At 38.6% G+C, this 18,887-nt stretch carries 20 protein-coding genes and 2 pseudogenes; 8 read left to right on the top strand and 14 right to left on the bottom strand.

Annotated features, from left to right (window positions below):
* The first annotated feature begins 140 nt into the window (after nucleotides 1-140).
* The 3 genes from QNH17_RS18725 to serC all read left to right on the top strand — a co-directional run bounded on the left by QNH17_RS18725 (nucleotide 141) and on the right by serC (nucleotide 3,171).
* Nucleotides 141-485, top strand: coding sequence for a hypothetical protein (locus QNH17_RS18725; RefSeq protein WP_481858631.1), 345 nt, complete (start codon nucleotides 141-143; stop codon nucleotides 483-485).
* A 137-nt stretch (nucleotides 486-622) separates the two neighbouring features.
* Entirely contained in the window at nucleotides 623-1,921 is a 1,299-nt protein-coding gene (locus QNH17_RS18730; RefSeq protein WP_283874287.1) for an MFS transporter, read from the top strand.
* 152 nt (nucleotides 1,922-2,073) lie between these two features.
* Nucleotides 2,074-3,171: a 3-phosphoserine/phosphohydroxythreonine transaminase gene (serC, locus tag QNH17_RS18735; protein WP_283874288.1), complete on the top strand. Its 1,098-nt coding sequence runs from the start codon at nucleotides 2,074-2,076 to the stop codon at nucleotides 3,169-3,171.
* Nucleotides 3,172-3,229: 58 nt separating this feature from the next.
* Here serC and QNH17_RS18740 read toward each other — a convergent pair whose 3' ends face one another.
* Nucleotides 3,230-4,231: an LLM class flavin-dependent oxidoreductase gene (locus QNH17_RS18740; protein WP_283874289.1), complete on the bottom strand. Its 1,002-nt coding sequence runs from the start codon at nucleotides 4,229-4,231 to the stop codon at nucleotides 3,230-3,232.
* A gap of 309 nt (nucleotides 4,232-4,540) precedes the next feature.
* On the opposite strand from QNH17_RS18740, the gene QNH17_RS18745 reads away from it, so the two are divergent.
* Both QNH17_RS18745 and QNH17_RS18750 read left to right on the top strand, forming a co-directional pair.
* Complete coding sequence (locus QNH17_RS18745) at nucleotides 4,541-4,873, top strand: hypothetical protein (RefSeq protein WP_283874291.1); 333 nt, start codon at nucleotides 4,541-4,543, stop codon at nucleotides 4,871-4,873.
* A 311-nt stretch (nucleotides 4,874-5,184) separates the two neighbouring features.
* Nucleotides 5,185-6,480: an arsenic transporter gene (locus QNH17_RS18750; RefSeq protein ID WP_283874293.1), complete on the top strand. Its 1,296-nt coding sequence runs from the start codon at nucleotides 5,185-5,187 to the stop codon at nucleotides 6,478-6,480.
* Nucleotides 6,481-6,847: 367 nt separating this feature from the next.
* Here QNH17_RS18750 and QNH17_RS18755 read toward each other — a convergent pair whose 3' ends face one another.
* The 4 genes from QNH17_RS18755 to QNH17_RS18770 all read right to left on the bottom strand — a co-directional run bounded on the left by QNH17_RS18755 (nucleotide 6,848) and on the right by QNH17_RS18770 (nucleotide 9,936).
* Complete coding sequence (locus QNH17_RS18755; RefSeq protein WP_283874295.1) at nucleotides 6,848-8,020, bottom strand: DUF3800 domain-containing protein; 1,173 nt, start codon at nucleotides 8,018-8,020, stop codon at nucleotides 6,848-6,850.
* A gap of 95 nt (nucleotides 8,021-8,115) precedes the next feature.
* Complete coding sequence (locus tag QNH17_RS18760; protein WP_283874297.1) at nucleotides 8,116-8,781, bottom strand: LbetaH domain-containing protein; 666 nt, start codon at nucleotides 8,779-8,781, stop codon at nucleotides 8,116-8,118.
* A 129-nt stretch (nucleotides 8,782-8,910) separates the two neighbouring features.
* On the bottom strand, nucleotides 8,911-9,570 hold the full coding sequence (locus QNH17_RS18765) for a PspA/IM30 family protein (RefSeq protein ID WP_283874299.1): 660 nt from the start codon (nucleotides 9,568-9,570) through the stop codon (nucleotides 8,911-8,913).
* 21 nt (nucleotides 9,571-9,591) lie between these two features.
* Nucleotides 9,592-9,936 carry a lmo0954 family membrane protein gene (locus QNH17_RS18770; protein WP_283874301.1) on the bottom strand — a complete coding sequence of 115 codons (345 nt, stop codon included), beginning with the start codon at nucleotides 9,934-9,936 and terminating at the stop codon, nucleotides 9,592-9,594.
* A 392-nt stretch (nucleotides 9,937-10,328) separates the two neighbouring features.
* On the opposite strand from QNH17_RS18770, the gene QNH17_RS18775 reads away from it, so the two are divergent.
* Nucleotides 10,329-10,919: a guanylate kinase gene (locus QNH17_RS18775; protein ID WP_283874303.1), complete on the top strand. Its 591-nt coding sequence runs from the start codon at nucleotides 10,329-10,331 to the stop codon at nucleotides 10,917-10,919.
* A gap of 137 nt (nucleotides 10,920-11,056) precedes the next feature.
* Here QNH17_RS18775 and QNH17_RS18780 read toward each other — a convergent pair whose 3' ends face one another.
* From QNH17_RS18780 to QNH17_RS18810, 7 genes and pseudogenes are all read right to left on the bottom strand, one after another.
* Nucleotides 11,057-11,440: a redoxin domain-containing protein gene (locus QNH17_RS18780; RefSeq protein ID WP_283874305.1), complete on the bottom strand. Its 384-nt coding sequence runs from the start codon at nucleotides 11,438-11,440 to the stop codon at nucleotides 11,057-11,059.
* A gap of 38 nt (nucleotides 11,441-11,478) precedes the next feature.
* Nucleotides 11,479-11,625 carry a hypothetical protein gene (locus QNH17_RS18785; RefSeq protein WP_283874307.1) on the bottom strand — a complete coding sequence of 49 codons (147 nt, stop codon included), beginning with the start codon at nucleotides 11,623-11,625 and terminating at the stop codon, nucleotides 11,479-11,481.
* A gap of 36 nt (nucleotides 11,626-11,661) precedes the next feature.
* The gene (locus QNH17_RS18790) at nucleotides 11,662-11,799 is read right to left on the bottom strand and encodes a hypothetical protein (protein WP_283874310.1); all 138 of its coding nucleotides are present in this window, start codon (nucleotides 11,797-11,799) and stop codon (nucleotides 11,662-11,664) included.
* Nucleotides 11,800-11,955: 156 nt separating this feature from the next.
* Nucleotides 11,956-13,370 (bottom strand): annotated as a pseudogene (locus QNH17_RS18795) (DHA2 family efflux MFS transporter permease subunit).
* Nucleotides 13,371-13,574: 204 nt separating this feature from the next.
* Nucleotides 13,575-15,166: pseudogene (locus QNH17_RS18800) on the bottom strand (long-chain-fatty-acid--CoA ligase).
* Nucleotides 15,167-15,365: 199 nt separating this feature from the next.
* On the bottom strand, nucleotides 15,366-15,542 hold the full coding sequence (locus QNH17_RS18805) for a DUF2187 family protein (protein WP_251463215.1): 177 nt from the start codon (nucleotides 15,540-15,542) through the stop codon (nucleotides 15,366-15,368).
* Nucleotides 15,543-15,663: 121 nt separating this feature from the next.
* Nucleotides 15,664-15,945: a hypothetical protein gene (locus QNH17_RS18810; RefSeq protein WP_283874318.1), complete on the bottom strand. Its 282-nt coding sequence runs from the start codon at nucleotides 15,943-15,945 to the stop codon at nucleotides 15,664-15,666.
* A gap of 275 nt (nucleotides 15,946-16,220) precedes the next feature.
* Here QNH17_RS18810 and QNH17_RS18815 point away from each other — a divergent pair, with 275 nt between their 5' ends.
* Nucleotides 16,221-17,042 (top strand): HAD family hydrolase, encoded by an 822-nt coding sequence (locus QNH17_RS18815; RefSeq protein ID WP_283874320.1) that lies wholly within the window; start codon nucleotides 16,221-16,223, stop codon nucleotides 17,040-17,042.
* Nucleotides 17,043-17,169: 127 nt separating this feature from the next.
* Nucleotides 17,170-17,664, top strand: coding sequence for a hypothetical protein (locus QNH17_RS18820; protein ID WP_283874322.1), 495 nt, complete (start codon nucleotides 17,170-17,172; stop codon nucleotides 17,662-17,664).
* Nucleotides 17,665-17,720: 56 nt separating this feature from the next.
* Here QNH17_RS18820 and QNH17_RS18825 read toward each other — a convergent pair whose 3' ends face one another.
* Together QNH17_RS18825 and QNH17_RS18830 are read right to left on the bottom strand one after the other, a co-directional pair.
* Entirely contained in the window at nucleotides 17,721-18,407 is a 687-nt protein-coding gene (locus tag QNH17_RS18825; protein WP_283879542.1) for an LrgB family protein, read from the bottom strand.
* Complete coding sequence (locus QNH17_RS18830; RefSeq protein ID WP_283874324.1) at nucleotides 18,407-18,775, bottom strand: CidA/LrgA family protein; 369 nt, start codon at nucleotides 18,773-18,775, stop codon at nucleotides 18,407-18,409. The genes QNH17_RS18825 and QNH17_RS18830 overlap by 1 nt, the downstream gene beginning before the upstream one ends.
* Nucleotides 18,776-18,887: the final 112 nt, after the last annotated feature.

Genomic DNA, 18,887 nt, shown 5'->3' on the forward strand with positions numbered 1-18,887 from the left:
ATTGTTCCCTTTAAAAAGAATAGGTTAGATGGAAATTTATACTTTTTACTATCAAAAGGAAATTGGGCAAACTAAAAATACTAGCCTTGAGTAAGGAGACCATTATGGCAGACAAAATTATTGAAACCATTTCACCAGAAATGCAACAAGAAATTGAACGGGTTATCATGCATATGACTTTCACGAAAAATTTTCGCTCAGCTACTGCTGAAGAGTGGTATCTTTTCTTGCCCGGCTACCAAGATCCACGATCAGGCGGGGCAGCTGGAAAAGCCATGATTCATTATAATCTATACGGAAATCGAGAAATTTTTATTAATACTACAGTGATTTTTGACGATCCTGCGCTACATAAACCTAATGCTCACCCGCTCGTCTACGCGATTGCGGATGAACTGATTAATCGGCTCGTTGGTTATGCTGACACCCTGCTTTCAGTTCATGCCGGTGAAAATTCATATGATGCTGAGTATAAACAGAAATAAATGTTTAGAACTAGAATTATGTGGCTTATAAGCGTGAACAAGTTTTGAATTTTTCGACATTATTCTATATAAACTGCTTTTCTTTCTTGTTAAAATAATAAACAAATATCAACCTTCAAAAAGAAAGAGGTTTAAGTGTGTCACATAATCAAAAAAATTCAAAAGCTTGGTTGCAGAGCTACGTCGATTCACCAGAAAAGCAGCAAAAGCTATATCGCCGGACATTGTTCATTGTCGTCATGTCACAAATTTTTGGTGGGGCTGGACTGGCTGCTGGTATTACTGTTGGTGCACTCCTTGCCCAAGATATGTTAGGGACAGATCGATATGCAGGCATTCCGGCGGCATTGTTAACGTTTGGCTCTGCTGGAGCAGCGCTGCTGATTGGTCGCGTTTCGCAACGGTTTGGCCGTCGAATTGGTCTTGCGGGAGGTTTTTTAACTGGTGGGATCGGTGCAGTTGGAGTCATTGTTTCGGCCATTACTAGTAATATCTATCTTCTCTTTGCCTCACTCCTCGTCTACGGTGCGGGATCTGCTTCAAACTTACAAGCACGCTATGCAGGAGTAGACCTAGCTAAACCTGCTCAGCGTGCGACAGCCGTTAGCATTGCCATGGTATCAACGACCTTCGGGGCTGTGGCAGGACCAAACTTGGTGGACGTCATGGGCCGATTTGCTGTCTCTATTGGTATCCCTGCACTTGCTGGTCCTTTTATTCTAGGGGCGGCAGCCTTTTTATTTGCAGGGTTAGTCCTTTTAGCTTTTCTCCGCCCAGATCCTTTAATTGTTGCCAACGCCCTTGCAGATCGTCAAGTCATAGACAAGAGTCAGCCTATTGAGAAACAATCTAGTAATTTGGCAATAAATAACCGAGGAATTATTGTCGGAGCTACCATTATGGTGTTAACGCAAATTGTCATGACCTCGATTATGACGATGACACCTGTTTACATGAAACATCATGGACATGGTCTAAGAGAGGTTGGCATGGTCATCGGCTTCCATATTGGCGCGATGTATCTTCCTTCTCTCGTCACAGGTATTCTCGTTGATAAAGTCGGTCGGACCGCAATGGCCATCGCTTCGGGTGCTACACTTCTTGCGGCAGGCATACTAGCTGCCAGCGCACCTTCAGATTCCATGCTTCTCCTTATCGTCGCCCTTTCTTTACTAGGACTTGGCTGGAATTTTGGTTTAATAAGCGGCACCGCACTGATCGTCGACTCCACTCATCCCTCAACTCGTGCCAAAACTCAAGGAACGGTAGATGTCTTAATTGCTTTAGCAGGGGCCTCTGGGGGAGCCCTATCCGGAATGGTGGTCGCACAAACAAGCTACGCAGGGCTTTCATTCGCAGGTGGAATTCTTTCCCTTATCCTTATTCCAGTGGTTATCTGGTCTCGTAGTAATCAAAAAATAAAGGAAATAAGCTGAGGAGAAGAAAAAGGATTTCTGGAAATGACATCCTATTTCTTTTTGTTATTTTGAAAAAAATATTTAAAAATTCACTATTTCACAATTAAATTTATTTTCGGAATTTTATATGTGTGGTATAGTCATAGAAAAGAAAAAATGGAGTGATAAAAATGAAACTGCAAGTCCAACGTGCTTATAATTTCAATGCAGGCCCTTCTGCATTACCCATTTCTGTTTTAGAAAAAGCTCAAGCAGAACTAATTGATTTTCGAGGTACGGGCATGTCTGTCATGGAACTTAGTCACCGCAGCAAAGCTTATGAAGAGGTACATAATCAGGCGATTGACAGCCTAAAAGAGCTTTTGTCCATTCCTGATACGCATGAAGTACTCTTCTTGCAGGGTGGGGCAAGTCTTCAGTTTTCAATGATTCCAATGAATTTTTTACAAACGGGTAAAAAAGCGGCATATGTCATGACTGGTTCTTGGTCAGAGAAAGCTTTCACCGAGGCAAAACTATTTGGTGAGGTTTACCATGCGGCTTCTACGAAAGAAGGCAACTACCGCAGCATTCCTGCACTTGATCAATTACAGTACGATTCAACCGACGCTTATGTCCATGTAACTTCAAACAATACGATTTATGGTACACAATGGAAGGACTTCCCAGACACTGGTGATGTTCCATTAATCGCAGACATGTCAAGTGATATTCTGTCTAAGCCAATTGATGTCAGTAAGTTTGCCCTTATTTATGCAGGCGCACAGAAAAACCTTGGCCCTTCAGGCGTAACCGTTGTGATTATTCGCAAGGATTTGCTAGAACAAGCCAACACAAATATCCCAACGATGTTAAATTACAGCACTCATTCTAAAAATAATTCATTGTATAACACACCGCCAACTTTCGGCATCTATATGCTTGGAGAGGTGCTAAACTGGGCGCGTGAATTGGGTGGTTTGGATGCCATTGCAAAGCTGAATGAGAAGAAAGCTAACTTGATTTATGAGACAATCGATGCAAGTAATGGTTTTTACATTGGTCATGCCACACCAGAAAGCCGTTCCCTTATGAATCTTACATTCAACTTAGCGTCAAAAGACTTAGAAAAGAAATTCCTCGAGCAAGCGAAACAGGAAGGCTTTGTCGGCGTAAACGGACACCGCTCAATTGGCGGATGCCGAGTATCAGCCTATAATGCGGTTCCAGTGGAAGCCTGCCAGGCATTCAAAGAGTTCATGATTAAATTCCAATCAGAAAATAGTTAAGATTTCTGCACTTCAAAAAGACCAGAGGAGATGTCCCCTCTGGTCTTTTTTACTATGATTATCTACCGTTAACTACTTCTTTCAATATTTCATACGAACGTTTTTGTTTTTCTGTGTCATAAATATACGATACAGCCATGAGTTCATCGACGTGATATTTCTCTTGGAATGCAGTCCACTGTTGGCGGACAGTTTCTTTACTTCCGATTAATGTCACACTCTGCTTCGTGGCAGCCATTTCTTTTTCCATCGGAGTCCAAATCTCATCCAAGCTTTCAACTGGCGGCTGCAATGGATTTTGCGTTCCACGGACAACATTTAGGAAAAATTGCTGCATTGTTGTCGATAAAAACTGGGCTTCATCATCTGTTTCAGCAGCAATAACATTTAAACAAACCATCATATATGGTTTATCCAAATATTCTGAAGGCTGGAAACGACTTCTGTAGATTGACATCGCTTCTTCCATGAATCTTGGAGCAAAATGGGATGCAAATACATATGGCAGTCCCAAGCTTGCCGCTAGATACGCGGAATCAGTCGATGATCCAAGGATATAAATCGGAATGTTCGTGTCAACACCAGGATAGGCTTTCACATAACTTTGCTGTTCTACTGGGCCAAAATAAGTAAGCAGTGCATTCACATCATCCGGGAAGGTGTAGACAGAATCATTTTTCGAACGTCTTAAGGCGCTTGCCGTCATCATATCTGTTCCAGGTGCCCGCCCAAGCCCCAAGTCGACACGATTGGGATAGATTGTGGCTAAGGTGCCAAATTGTTCTGCTACCACAAGCGGCGAATGATTTGGCAGCATGATTCCGCCAGACCCTACATGAATGGTATTTGTATGTTCTAATACATGCTTGATTAAAATCGATGTCGCTGAACTGACAAGTGTCGCTGTATTATGATGTTCTGCGATCCAATAGCGTTGATAGCCCATCGTTTCAACCGATTGTGCAAGTTCAACCATTGACTCAATCGCTTGGCTAGGAGTTTGCCCCTTCCGGATTGGAGCTAAATTTAAAACAGATACCGGTATCTGAGTAGTTGTCATTATTTTCATTCCTTTCCCTAAAGAGAATACTACTATAGTAACAATAGGAATGAAGAAATCAAAAATAAATGCTTACCTTCTTTTGTCTGTTCTAATGATTTTTCTACTGGATTAATTGACGCTAACTATCTTTACACCAAAAATTGAAAAAATTGGCATTTTAATCAGAAAACTCGCCCGCACTATGTAATAGAAAATGCATATAAAATTGTATGCTATTTAAATATAGCAATTTTATGAATTAATCCCCTGGTACAGGAGCGATTGATATTACTCTAGTACCAAGAAAAGAAAAAGGAGGTGTTTATTTTGCCAAAACCACACAAAAAGCATCAACATGTACAAGCCCAAGACAATCAATCTCAGACTGATGGACAAGACTCTCAAGCTCAAACTGAAGAAACAAACACTCAAGCTCAAACTGAAGAAGCAAACACTCAGTCCCAAAATGAAGAAGCAAACTCTCAAGCTCAAGCAGATAGTGAAGACTCTCAAGCGCAAGCTGATAGTGAAGACTCTCAAGCTCAAGCTGATAGTGAAGACTCTCAAGCTCAAGCTGATGGAGCAGACGCTCAAGCTCAAAATAATCAAGCCAATAAGAAAGGCCCTGGTTCTCCAAAGGGAAAGAAGAAAAATGACTAATTGCGAAACTGGAGAGAATAGGTAATAACTGGTGATAAGTTGGTGGCAAAAGTTTATCTTTTTGCCACCAACTTATCACCCTCCATATATCACTAGCCTTAATGGATGCCTTCTGGGATATATTTAATAATTGTTATTTATGGGGGGATTAACATTGATTGTTTTTCTATTAGGGATTTTTTTCTACATTTTCTTGGTTCCACCGACAAAGTATAGTAAGTCAGCAAAACAAGCGAGGATAAACGACGACATGAAAGGATCCCAAATAAACCTTGGGGTGGAACAAGATATTTAACCTAGAATTGATTCTCATGTTTATCATTTTTTTATCAGTAATTAGTTTAATTATTTGGCGACCTAAAGGGCTCAATGAATGGATCCCTACAGCTATTGGAGCAGCGATTACTATTTTTTTAGGAATTGTGCCTTTAGATGATATTTATAAAATCCTTGATATCGTTAGTGGAGCGTCTATTACCATTTTATCAACGATTATTATGTCTATCGTATTAGAGAGCATTGGTTTCTTTAATTGGGTTGCATTCAATTTAGTTAAAAAAGCAAAGGGTTCAGGTACTTTACTTTACATTTTTGTAAACCTAATTTGTTTTTTAACGACCATCTTTTTTAATAATGACGGAAGTATATTAATTACTACTCCGATAATAATTCATATGACAAAATACCTCAAACTTAAACCCCATCAAAAAATTCCATATTTACTCTCAGGAGCATTAATCGCAACCGCTTCCAGTGCCCCGATTGCAATTAGTAATATATCAAATTTAATTGCATTGAAAATTGTTGGGATAGATTTAAACAGCTATATAGAAATGATGTTTATACCATCTATGATTGGTATTGTCACAATTGCAAGCTTGCTTTATTTATACTATAAGAAGGCTATTCCCAAAAAGATTACACAAAACTTCACTGATCCGCTTACGGGCCAAATAAATATAAAGATTGATTGGTGGATGTTTAGGGTATGTATGGTCATTGTTGTAGCAGTAAGAGCCAGTTTCTTTATCTTAACACCATTTGGTATTCCAATGGAGTGGATTGCATTGGCAGGGGCCATTTTAATAATTATGATTAGGTGGTATAAAGCAGGAAAAGGAGTAAAAGATGTCATAAGTAAAACCCCATGGCATATACTCATTTTTGCTTTTAGTATGTATGTTTTAGTATACGGTCTTCAGAATGTTGGATTAACATCCTTTTTAGTAACATACTTTCAACCCCTAGTAGAGAGCAGTCATTTAAATGCTAGTCTAACAATGGGTATTTTATTAACGTTTTTGTCAAATTTATTTAATAATTTACCTGCTGTGATGATAGGTACATTATCACTCACTGATATGGGATTAGACCTGCATACCTTACAACTATCTTATCTGGCAAATGTTCTTGGCAGTGATATTGGTTCATTAATAACCCCTGTAGGAACTCTTGCCACCTTAATATGGATGTACATTTTAAAAAGCAATAGAATTAGATTTACGTGGGGTCAGTATATTAAAGTCGCTGTACTCGTTATACCAATTGGATTAATTACAAGCTTAGTAGCTTTATATTTCTGGAATGAATGGTTTATCTTCAAATAAGGCTCTTTTCATAAACTTTGTTGTTTTTTGGAACTTAATAAGGGTCAAAAACTTAAGTTTGCAGGCAATTTCCGCAATAGTTTTTACGGAAAGATGCCACGAACCATATAGTTATACGTGTTGATGAACTTTAACGAAAAACAACATTCTTTGCGAAAATAGCCTCCAATAGGGAATTGGCAATATGGACTTGTTCTCAAAGGGTTAGCGTCAAACTTATCCCACCTCGCTACATCTTTTGATTCCATCATTTGACTCCTCTCATTACTTTGATACTAACGTAATTCAAACCTGAGTATAATTTCAACTTTCGGGTCAGCCCAACCTCAAAAAAAAGGTCTGGCCCAGATGAACCAGGACTGACCTTTTATTCCGTAACTAATAATTTTTCCATCTCTATTATTTTTTTAAGATATTCAAATTCATTGTTTTCGAGAATATCGATTTCATTGTTAGTGGCCAATAGAATTTGATTGCGGCACTTGGATATTCTTTGAATCATCGGGTGTATCGTCAGGCTTGATAAATTTACAAAATCGTATACGTCTGTTAAACAAACCGGCAGTTTATAGCCCTTATTGCTGCTGGCAATTAACAGACCGCTATCCCGGAGCTTGGAGACGATGTTCGACCTGAAGTAATGATGATTGATTTTGTTCACCCGAATGGCATTAAGATTATCGAGAATTTCTTGCGTGTAGACATATTCATTTGGGTTTTCTCGCAGATTAAAAAGCAAAAATTTGAGAAAATCAATCCTAATTTTTTCATCCATGTCTTCACTGTTTTTATTTTTCTCCAGGTAATGAAGGGTTAAATTCACCGATTGTTGAAAAATAACCTCATCAAACTGAGAGTCCTGATTCCTAGATATGTAATCATGTAAATAATTTTTATAGTTTTGAGGCCATAAATTCATTGCGATGATTTTCTTTTTAATGATTTTATTAAAATGCGGATAATGTTCCGAGTACTGGGTTTGATCATACCCTTTCGCAATCGTCCCAGCGATTATATTAGCCAATTGGAGGAGAAGCTCTGATGAATTGTTGTTGAATCCAAAGGTGGAGTAGTTAAATAAATCTGGAATACTTTTTTCGGTGATATAGGATTTAAATTCAGTCATGAATTCTTTCGTTCCCTTTTCAACAAGAACAAGGTCAAGTTGATCAAAGGTTCGCTGTAAGTCATCATAAATCAAACGATTCATGTATTTAATGAATGTCTTTTCAAACGTGATGCCGTTATCTTCTCTAATTTTTCTTTTGTCGACGACATACGCATAGATATTAAAAGGTAAATCCTTCAGTTCATTTAATAGCTGAATTCTTTGATGAGGGTCGTCGATTCTGGCAGATTGCATTTCTTCACTTGAAAAGTATTTTTGTCGAACCTTCTCGACTTCCTGCTCTAACCATTCTTTATTAGACTCTTTTGCTAGAATAGCAACGATAATAAAGTGGGTTGATACTTTATTACTTTCAAAATCAAAACTATAATCACCTGATTCGTCAATAAACGCAAATTGGATATCGTTCATTCTCCCCACCTCACCCCAATTTCTTATATTCTTAATTCAACAAAATAGTCTCTAAAACCTTCTAAAAATTATTTTTCACCTGATAAATCTCAGGATTAAGTTGATAGCCCGCATGTACAACGGTCTTTTCCGAAAACAATCGAATAGGAAGAAGGAAATTCTTGATTCACCCGTTGGACTTCGCGGGCGAATTCTACTTCATTTTTAGGAACTTGCGATAAGGAATCCGCCTTTTTCTGCGAATCAACATGAGCTCCTGGTGGAACAAAGCTGCCCGGCTTAAGTGTCACACCACCGGTAACAATGGCTCCGGAGGCAATGAAACTGCCCTCTCCGACCCTGGCATTATAAACAATAGACTTAAAACCAATAAATACTTTTTGATCAATCTGACAAGGACCATGGATCAGCGCCCCATGGGCACAGGATACCTCGTCACCAATATAAATTGAATATTTCTTTTGGTTTACCTCCATCTGTTTGTTTTTTAAGCCGTGAAAGATTACCCCATCCTGTAAATTACAGTTGCTTCCGATGTAAAATGGCGTCCCTTCATCTGCGCGGATACTGACAAAAGGGGCGACAAACGTATTATTTCTAATCGTGACATCGCCTACTATATAAGTGAATGGACTTAAAAAGACTGTATTATTGATTTTTGGATAAATGGGTGTTGGATTTGTTGATGTTGGGGGATTTGCTCCGACAAAGTAACTATACATATTAAAAGCACCATTTATATTATTGTGATAATTCCACATAATAAATTCCCCTTTCTTAGCACTTGCCTCCATACTACATATACGTAGGATAATAAGATACATACCATATACTTGGTCATTCCGTTCAACAAAAAAGACAGTGATCCCCAAATCACTGCCCTTTCCATGTTATTCTTTTGATAGTTTTACAGATTGTTCGCCCTGCTTACCCATTTCTTTTTCTAACTGCTCCATCCGTGCATCGATCGTGCTGTGGAAAAAGGATTGGTTCACTTTTTGTTCTAATCGTTCAAGATAGTTTTCGATATCTTTAAACTTGGATGAAAATTGGTCCGAGTATGAACTTGAATCTGAAACCTGATTTATTTTGAGATTAGCCCTTGTGACATTTTCCCGACCCATTAATTCCATCCGGCGCAGATGCATATCCTTTACCTTATGTTTCATTTCATCGTGCTTTCTTTCTAATTCACTTAACTGCTCAGTGACTTGTGCAAGAGATGTCTTAAGCCGCTCTGCACGTTCAGCATATTGCTGATGCTCTGCTGAGGCAAATTGAAAGAGTTCTGTTTCACCAGCGTTTGAAGCAATCTCTGCTTGGTACTTCCTTTTTTCTGCACGTTCTGTTGCCTGAAGGTATTCTCGCGTAAATTCTTCCTTCAAACTTGCTTGACGTTCGATTAGTTTACCAACTTTCTCAGTCTCTTGCTCACACTCTTGAAGATATTGATTAAGTAAAGCAATTGGACTTTGTTTTTCCTTGATTTGACGTGCTTCATTCAAATCAGCAATAATGAGATCTTTAATTTTAGTCAATAAGTTTGCCATTTTCATTTTCCCCTTTGATTATTATTTTTTTAATTCATTCCATTGTTTATCAAAATTTTCAAATGGATCGGACTCCTTGTTCACTGGTGGCTTTTTATTTTTATGCCATTGTTTATAAACAAGAAAAAGTACATAAGCTGCACCTACCCCGATAAGTGCTGGGATATGGTGGATGGTTGCTGATAAAACAATTAAGCCGATGATGATTAACCCAATTTTCCACCCTGTACTTTCAGCCTTCAAAAACTGTTTATAAATGAAGTAAAGAATCACTAGGCTGACAATTAACCCTACCATCGGACCAATGGTTTTTAGTAAAATAAGTGCAGCAATCCCGCCTACTAACAGTAAACCAAATTTTTTCATGTTATTATCCTCCTTCGTTTCATTTCAATTGAACACTGAGCATTTCCATACTGTATCTTGATTTCATCTTACCTTTTTTCAGGGTCCTTCATAATTGCGCTTTAGCTTGATTTTTCACTAAGACTTAAGACGTAGATACGATTGGACTGCATAACAAAAAAGCCCACACTCTATTTTGACAATGCAAGTGAGTAGGAGCTCTCAGTGATTTTTGTGGAAATTTAGTACTATAGCATGGTCTTTTAAAAAAACAGAAAGGTCAAACTTTTATTTCGACAGCTATCTGGTATAATTAAAATATTACCATTCCAACCATATTATGGTGTAATACTAAAAAGCATTTACCAATAGGTAGATTCTTTTTTATATAATCTTTTTTTAGGAGGTTATCTATGTATAAAATCAAGAATAAGGAAAAGCTATTCATTTACACTGGTCCAGATGGTTCAGGCAGAAAAACGGTTGCCAAAATGGTAGCCACCGCTTTTGATATGGAGACTGTTATCTCCTACACCACTCGCTCCCCTCGTCACTATGAAACGAATGGGGAAGACTACCATTTTATTAACGAAGAAACATTCAAAAAGATGGAAGATAAACAGGAATTTCTTGAAAGTGTCGAAATCGATGGTATCCATTATGGCATTCGCGAAGAGGATATTGTTAAAGCATTCGAATCTCACAACCTCGTATACCTCACATTAAATCCCGAAGGAACCGAAAAATTAAAACAAATGTACGGTGATCGTGTCATGCGCTTTTTCATCTATGCCGACCGCGATACGGTTATTGAGCGACAAAAGGAACGACAAGATAATGATCAAGACATTGCCCGCCACATGGCCCATTATGACGAAACCATGAACTACAAAAACAGCTGTGAACATGCCTTTGAAAATTATGATTCGCCGCAGATTTCCTTTCAAGTCAGTGAAGTTATTGAAGAATTTCTCGAAAGAGGTTTTATCGTTACCGATTATTAAATAAAAATAAAGGTGTCAGGCACCGATTGGTGCCTGACACCTTTATTTTTATTTGCTTGTTAACTTTTCAAGTTCATTAAATACGGCCTCATAATCTTCTTTTTTGTCCGCTTTAAATGAGGTGTTTATGTAGGTTATTACGCCTGTTTTATCCACCACGAAGACTGAACGAATCGCTGTTCCGCCTTTTTCGTTAAATACATAGTAACTTTTACCGTTTCTTTAAACCAATCGGATAATAATGGGTACGGCAGGGTTCCCATACTAGTCGCGAAGACTCTATGGGAGTGGATATGGTCCACACTAATCCCAAGTACTTCCGCATCTAATTGCTCAAATCTCTTGTAATCCTCTTTCCAAGAGGAAATTTCCTTAATTCAGCCAGGCGTAAAGTCCATCCCATAAAAGGCAACGACGATGTTTTTCTGCCCGCGATAATCAGACAAGGATATCTTTTCCTTTGTCGTAGCCGATAAAGTAAAGTCTGGGGCTGTATCACCGATGTGCAATGACTCTTCCATGAAACTCTCCCTCCTTTTTTAGTGATTCCTGAACTCATTTATTTTCCTTTATTGCTAGCTGAATCCTGTATCGGTGTATGCTGTGGCCGCTCGGGATACGTAGCTTTTCCTTCCTCTGGACCGGTAAGGTCATTTCGTTGGTCGAGAACTTTTCCCGTATATTCGATTGGGTTATTCTTTGGCATTGTCTCACCTCCGATTGAAAACCGTAATTATCTTCGTTAGCTTTTCTTATTTGGAAATTTCAACTTCTGCTCAGCTTCACTCATGTTCGGATTACTTCTGGGCTGGCTTTTGTTCAAGGCTTTCTTTAATTCAATGGCGACGATCATCGCCTGTATTGTATTTTTGGTCCACACTGTTCCCTCCTTTTGGTTTTATTATGGACCTAAACAGAAGGTTCATTCTCTGTTCTAACGATGAGCCAAATAAAAAGAACTCTGAAAAACAAATTACCTTTGTTTCTCAAAGTTCTTGGTTAATTAATATATAAAACTACTCCTGCAATTTAACTTTTACTTTCCTTTGTCGCTTAGCCTCGCCATCTGTCTGATGATCCTTTTTATAAAAAAGGAAAGAATGAGGGCTAATAGTGACAGGATGGATACGACCATAAAGGCGACATTGGCCCCATACATATCCGGATAAGAAATCTCAGGACGCGTCTCGGCATTTTCCGCTGTCGTTGTCATAACCGTGACAAGAATGGCGGTCCCAACAGAGGTCGCGATCATTTTCATCGTATTATCCACTGCCGCTCCATGAGGGATTAATTGCTTCGGTAATTGGTTTAAGGCAGATGTTGCGACTGGCATCATAACCATTGAAAAACCAAACATCCTGATTCCATATAAGACTGTTATATAGGTCATCGTCGTCGAAGGACCTAAATTTGTAAAAGCAAACGAAGATGCTGTCATAATCGTTAAACCAATCATTACTAACCATCTTGCACCGATTTTATCAAACACTCTCCCTATAATTGGTGCCATCAATCCACTAATAAGCGCCCCAGGTAATAGTGCGATTCCTGCCTCCACTGCCGTAAATTCGCGCATCCGTCGCATAAATAGAGGGATGATCGTCTCTGCCCCTATCAGTCCCATAAAGCCAATCATTCCAATAATAATCGCAAACGGGAAAACAGAATACTTAAATACACCAAATTCAAGCATAGGATGTTTCAGTCTTAACTGTCTTGTTATAAATAGTACCAGTGACAATCCTCCGATTCCTAATGTTAAAAGCGTAGTCGGGTTTGCCCATCCATAATTTCCAGCACAAGTAAATCCATATAACAAGTCGCCGAAACCTAGTGTAGATAACAGGATAGAAATAACATCCATTTTCGGCTTTGATACTTCAGTTACATTTTTCAAAGCAAAAAAGCAACAAGAATATCAATAAGAGCAATCGGCAAAATGATAAAAAACAGGACTCTCCATGAAAATTGTGATGTTACCCATCCTGAGAGTGCCGGACCAATTGCCGGCGCAAAGGAAATGACTAAACCGACCAATCCCATTGCGGCACCACGTTTATTGACAGGAAAAATCATTAGAAATACCGTTGTCATTAACGGAAGCATAATCCCTGCCCCGCCAGATTGTATAATCCTTCCTAATAATAGTAGTTCGAAGTTAGGAGCTATTCCGCCTACAAGGGTTCCCACGGCAAAAATGCTCATTGCCGAGATAAATAGTCGCCTCGTGGTAAACCGTTCTAATAGAAAGGCACTAATCGGAATCATTATCCCATTGACTAGCATAAATACCGTCGTCAGCCACTGAGCGCTGTTAGCAGTGATATGCATTTCTTCCATAATTGGAGGTATTGCTGTGATCATTAAAGTTTGATTTAAAATAGCAATAAAAGCTCCTGCAAGCAAAAGCGCAACGATCGTTGACTGTTTATTTCTTGATATCGCCATCTATCCATCCCCCAATCCTATTTTATTTCTTTATGATGGTAAGTTTCGCTGTTAACCTAAGCAAAAAACGTACTTTTACAGATTAACCGATTTATCCAATAAGTTCCAATCAAATGCATTTTGTTTTATCCTCTATCCATTTGCGACCAGCCACAAAAAGAGCCCTTTCCCCACTATGAGGAAAGAACTCCATATTTAAGTATGTTAATTGACTCGCTTTGGACCTGCCCAGAACATTTCTCTTAACCGAAATTTTTGTAGTTTACCGGTTGCTGTTTTTGGTAATGCCTCGACGAAGTCTACCGACTTCGGTGCTTTAAAGTGAGCTAGGTGCGAACGGCAGAACTGAATGATCTCGTCTTCGGTTACCTTTGCCTCCGGCTGTAAGACGATTATCGCCTTGGGAACCTCGCCCCATTTCTCATCAGGAATCGCTATAACCGCCGTCTCTAAGACTGCTGGGTGCTTATAAAGAATCCCCTCCACTTCTGTTGAGGAAATATTTTCTCCACCTGAAATAATCAAATCTTTGGCACGGTCACGTATTTCAATAAATCCATCTGGATGTGTAACGGCTAAATCTCCTGTATGGAACCACCCATCCTTGATCGCTGCCGCAGTTGTCATTGGATCCTTGTAATAACCTGCCATGACGACGTTGCCGCGTGTAATAATTTCTCCTAATTCTTCACCGTTCCAGGCTACTTCTTCTCCGTCTTGGTGAACAACCTTGGTTTCACCATTGAAAGCAAGTTCAATCCCTTGTCTCGCCTTGATGGACGCTTGTACATCCGCCGGCATTGTATCGAATTCCTTCTTCCACTCACAATAAAGAATGAATGGAGAGGTTTCCGTTAGTCCATAGACATGGATCATATTTAAGCCAAGGATTTCTTGTGCTTTATGAATCAAAGCGTGACTGGTGGCGCCCCAGCTGTCGCCATCCGAGGGTTAGTAGTAATGTTAATTTCTTTAGCCTTTGGCTCATTAACTAGCATATTTACGACCGTCGGCGCCCCGCATAAGAGGCTGATATTCTTTTTATCAAATAATTCAAGAATAAGTGACGGGTCCACCTTTCTTAAACAAACATGGGTCCCGCCTGTCGCGGTAATTGCCCAGACACCTCCCCAGCCATTGGCATGAAACATTGGTAATGTATGAAGATATACATCATCATAGTTGACGCCTAAATGATACATGAAATTAGCTGAATTCAGATAATTCCCACGATGGGTAAGCATGACTCCCTTTGGTTTAGAAGTCGTGCCACTGGTGTAGTTCAATGTTAGCAGTTGATTTTCATCGATATCTACTTCCGGAAGTGTAAACGTTTCCAAAGTATGGTTCAGAAAAGCCTCATAATCGATACCTTTTAAGGATGTTTCCTGCCCTGGTACCGAAACAATAATGATTTGCTCAAGGGAAAGATGATGGACTATTTTTTCAATGGGTTCGCAAAATTCTTCATCGATTATTAACATTTTGGCATCACTGTGGCGAATGATATACTCCAAATCATTCGCTGATAGCCGGTAATTCAGCGGTACCATGACCGCACCAAGCTGGCAAATGCCATAAAAGCACTCCAGCATGTAATGAGTGTTGGGCGACATCACTGCGACATGATCACCTTGATTGATTCCTGCTTGATGCAATGCGGCGGACAGCTGATCGACGCGCTTTCCGAATTCCTGGTATGTAAATTCTTTGTCTCCATCGATAATGGCTGTTTTATTCGGATAATACTTGACCGCCCTTCGTTTCCAGTCTAACGGGGTTAATGGGGAAAACATTTAACCAACTCCTCTATTATTAATGAGAGTGATGGGTAATTTTTTCGCGTATTGATCCCTTTGATGTTTACATCACAAGTCTATTCTCGTCCCTAAAATAACCATTTGTCAATTGATAAATTGATTTTTCTGAATATTATTTTCCTGAATTCTTGAACAAAAAAATCGAGTGGAGATGTTCATCCCGCACTCGATGTTTTTACTTCTTAATTTTGTAATTTTTATGGTTGACTATGGTTGTTAGTGGCTCATCTTTCTCCTTTGAGAAACCATATTGGACCATAACAGAATTTTCCCTTATCCCAGAAACGACACCTTCAAGGTTCTTTCCATCCCGTTGAAAGGAAATTGTATCGCCTAACTTTGCCGTTGCCATTCCATCACCTCGACAATATAGTATCCATAATTTCTCGAAAACATACTTTTCAAATGATGGATCATTACAAAAAAACAAGCCTTTGTATGCTCAAAGGCTCCGTGGGTTATTGTAGAAACCACTAATGTGCCATCGTGCCCTCTAGGAACATTTCGTTAATGGTCTTTCTAAAACCCCATATAATATCAGATAACATATCCAGGTCAATATCAATTTCTTTAATGTCCCAATAATTTTCATTTTTACGGTGGTAGGTAAAATTTCCTTCTGGATACTTCATAATCGTAAGTGTCCCTTTTGGACTATCCGTGTTTAATGTAAGATAATATTTCGTACCATCCAGGTGAGCATATCTCTCAAAGTCATGAAGAAATCCAGTTATTTCACTAATTCTCAAAATCATCACTATTCACTCCCGATCTCTTATTCTTAAAAACAATGTGTGAAAAAGTAACGTGAGGAATGGGGATAGAACACTACACCAATAAGGTTATTGTATTGATTATAGAAGGAAAAATATGTTATTTCAACTTAAATGTTAAATATCCAAGCATTTTTTCGTGATATTGGTGTCAGGCACCACTATTTCTCAATTAACTATAAAATTTGGAATCCCATTTTTGTGTGAAAATCTGATATAGTTGTCATTATGATGGAATGGAAAGGAATTTTGCTATTATGAAATGTATTTCAATTGATCTAGATGGTACATTATTAAACTCTCAGCATGAAATTTCTGTGGAAAATGAGAAAGTTTTAAATGAATTAAAGTCCCAAGGTCACTGCCTGATTTTGAATACAGGCCGGGCTTATGCAGATGTCATTAAATTAAAAGCTGTTCAAAATATGGAGATTCCGATCTTTTGTATCAATGGGTCCGTATTATATTCAGAAAGTAGAGAACTAATGTATGAGGCTACCCTACCTATTTCAACCTATAAAACTATTTTGGAGAAACTAAAAGGACTAGACGTTGGTATACTTGTTTATACAAATTATGGAGGTTTTCCCTCAACATTGCCGCCATTACATGGAAAAAGTAAAGAGGAGCTGGATCGTCTTTTTCAAACATTTAATTATGATGAAATACTTGAAAAAGACAATCTTAAAATCTATAAACTTATTGCATTGGTCCATCCTGATCAAGTAGAAAAAATCGAAGAAGTTAAAGTCGCTTTGGCCGGCAAATTCGATATTTCTATGGCCTCTTCTTTTCCAAATAATGTGGAAATGACCTCAAGTGAAGCCCATAAGGGAAAAGCATTATTACGTTACCAGCAAATGATGAACCTTTCTTTTGAGGAAATTATTGCTTTCGGTGACGGCGGTAATGACCTCGCACAGTTTGAAGTCGCGACCACGTCTGTTGCAATGGGTAATGCCCCTTCCCAGGTTCAACAAAAAGCCGATATCATTACAAAAACTAATGATGAAGATGGATTTTCCTATGCTGTCCGTGAGCTTTTACAGTTATTGGATGCGGAAGAAAAAATACTATAATGAAAGATTTTACTTTTTCATTTGATTGTGCACAATTTGTCGGTTAATTTTCTTACGGTCTGTTAGACTTGTTCAGTCATTTAACATAGTGGAAAGCATACCCTTCTTACTAAAGGAGGGATTTTTTATGAAAAGAGAATTCGCAAATAAAACATCATCCAGATCTTCTGGTATTTTTGGACTTATTTTTTGTTTTATTGGAATTGGATTTATGTTTATCAACGTATTGATTGGATCGATTATCGTTATTCTTGCCCTCTTCATTTTTCTAATTATGTATTTCTTTGGCTATGACACCACGGTTATTTGTCATGAAAAAGGGTTTACTGTCACTATCGCGAGCCAAAGAAAAGGTACATTTGTTAATGAGTATACTTGGGAGGATGTAACGGACACCCTGTATTATGAGAAAGAATCGGCAGGTGAAAATAATACTACCACATGTTATTTCCAGGTAAAAACAGGAAACGAAATCGCCTTTAATGTATATCAGATGAAGAACTTCCATGAACTCATTGAACTATTTAACCAAAATACAGCTCACCTTGCATACTTTTGGGAAAAACCAACAGGCATGCTTAAAACAGGTTATCAAAAACAAACACGTGTTCCAAATAATTAGTAAAGGTGTCAGTCACCATGTGAATTCTTCACATGGTGACTGACACCTTTATGTTTTTAGACATTAAAGTGCATTAGGGGTGGTATGAGGAGAGCCCCCCAAATTAAGGTAATTAATGCTGCAAAGATCATGGCTAGGGATGAGAAAGTTGCTTCTTGTTTCCCGTATTCAAACGCTTTGTTTGTTCCTGCACCATGTGCGCCCATACCTAATGCAAGACCTTTAGCAATAGGTGTTTTAATGGATAGTCCTTTAATCACTGATGGACCAACAATGCTGCCAATAATTCCAGTTAAAATGACGAAAACAGTTGTCAAGGTAGGCAGACCGCCAATCTCCTTTGAAACCTCAATCGCAATCGGCGTTGTAATCGACCTTGGCAGCATCGATGTGATAAAGTCATATTTTAAGTGAAACAATTTCGACAAACCAAAAGTAGAAAAGATTGCCACTAGTGATCCGGAGGTAATACTGATAATAATCGTACCCACATATTTTTTAATAATCTTTAAGTGTTTATAAATCGGTACGGCAAACGCAACGGTTGCTGGTCCGAGTAAATGTGATAACCATTTTGTATCCTCTAGGTATTGATTGGCGGAGACATGAGCAACTGAAATCAAGATGATCAATAAAATAGGTGCCAGCAATAAGGGATGGAAAAAGAACAGGTTCCATTTGGTATGGACCTTTTTCGACAGTTTGTAGATAATAAACGTTATGGTCGTAAATAAAAACATCATCAATGTTGCTCACTCCCTTTCCCGCCCGTTATTCTTTCAGCAATCAGTGCCGTAATTCCCATAACAATTATCGTACTAATCCCTATCAAGCCCACGATTTCTGCACCCTCGACACTTAGAATTTCATCATAATTTACAATCCCGACTGCTGATGGGACAAAGAAAAGCAACAGCTCCGCTAACAGCCAATTTGCGCCTTTTTCCACCCATTCCAATTTGATTATTTTGATGTAAAGCGCGAGAAATAGAAGGCACAATCCGAACATCGAAGCAGGGATTGGAAGTGGAATTACTTCTTTCAGCGCCGCGCCTAAAAATAAGAATACATGTAGAAATAATACCTGGATGATAATCACCCCAAGTTTCATAGAAATAATCCCCTCCATAATGCAAAAAAGGAGCTAAAAGACTCCTTTTCATTCCGAAATTCATTATAGAGTAATAGTACGCTGATTTTTGTCATTCGTAAAATACATATAT

Origin of the sequence: Neobacillus sp. SuZ13 (genome assembly GCF_030123365.1) — a bacterium.
Taxonomy (GTDB): domain Bacteria; phylum Bacillota; class Bacilli; order Bacillales; family Cytobacillaceae; genus Neobacillus.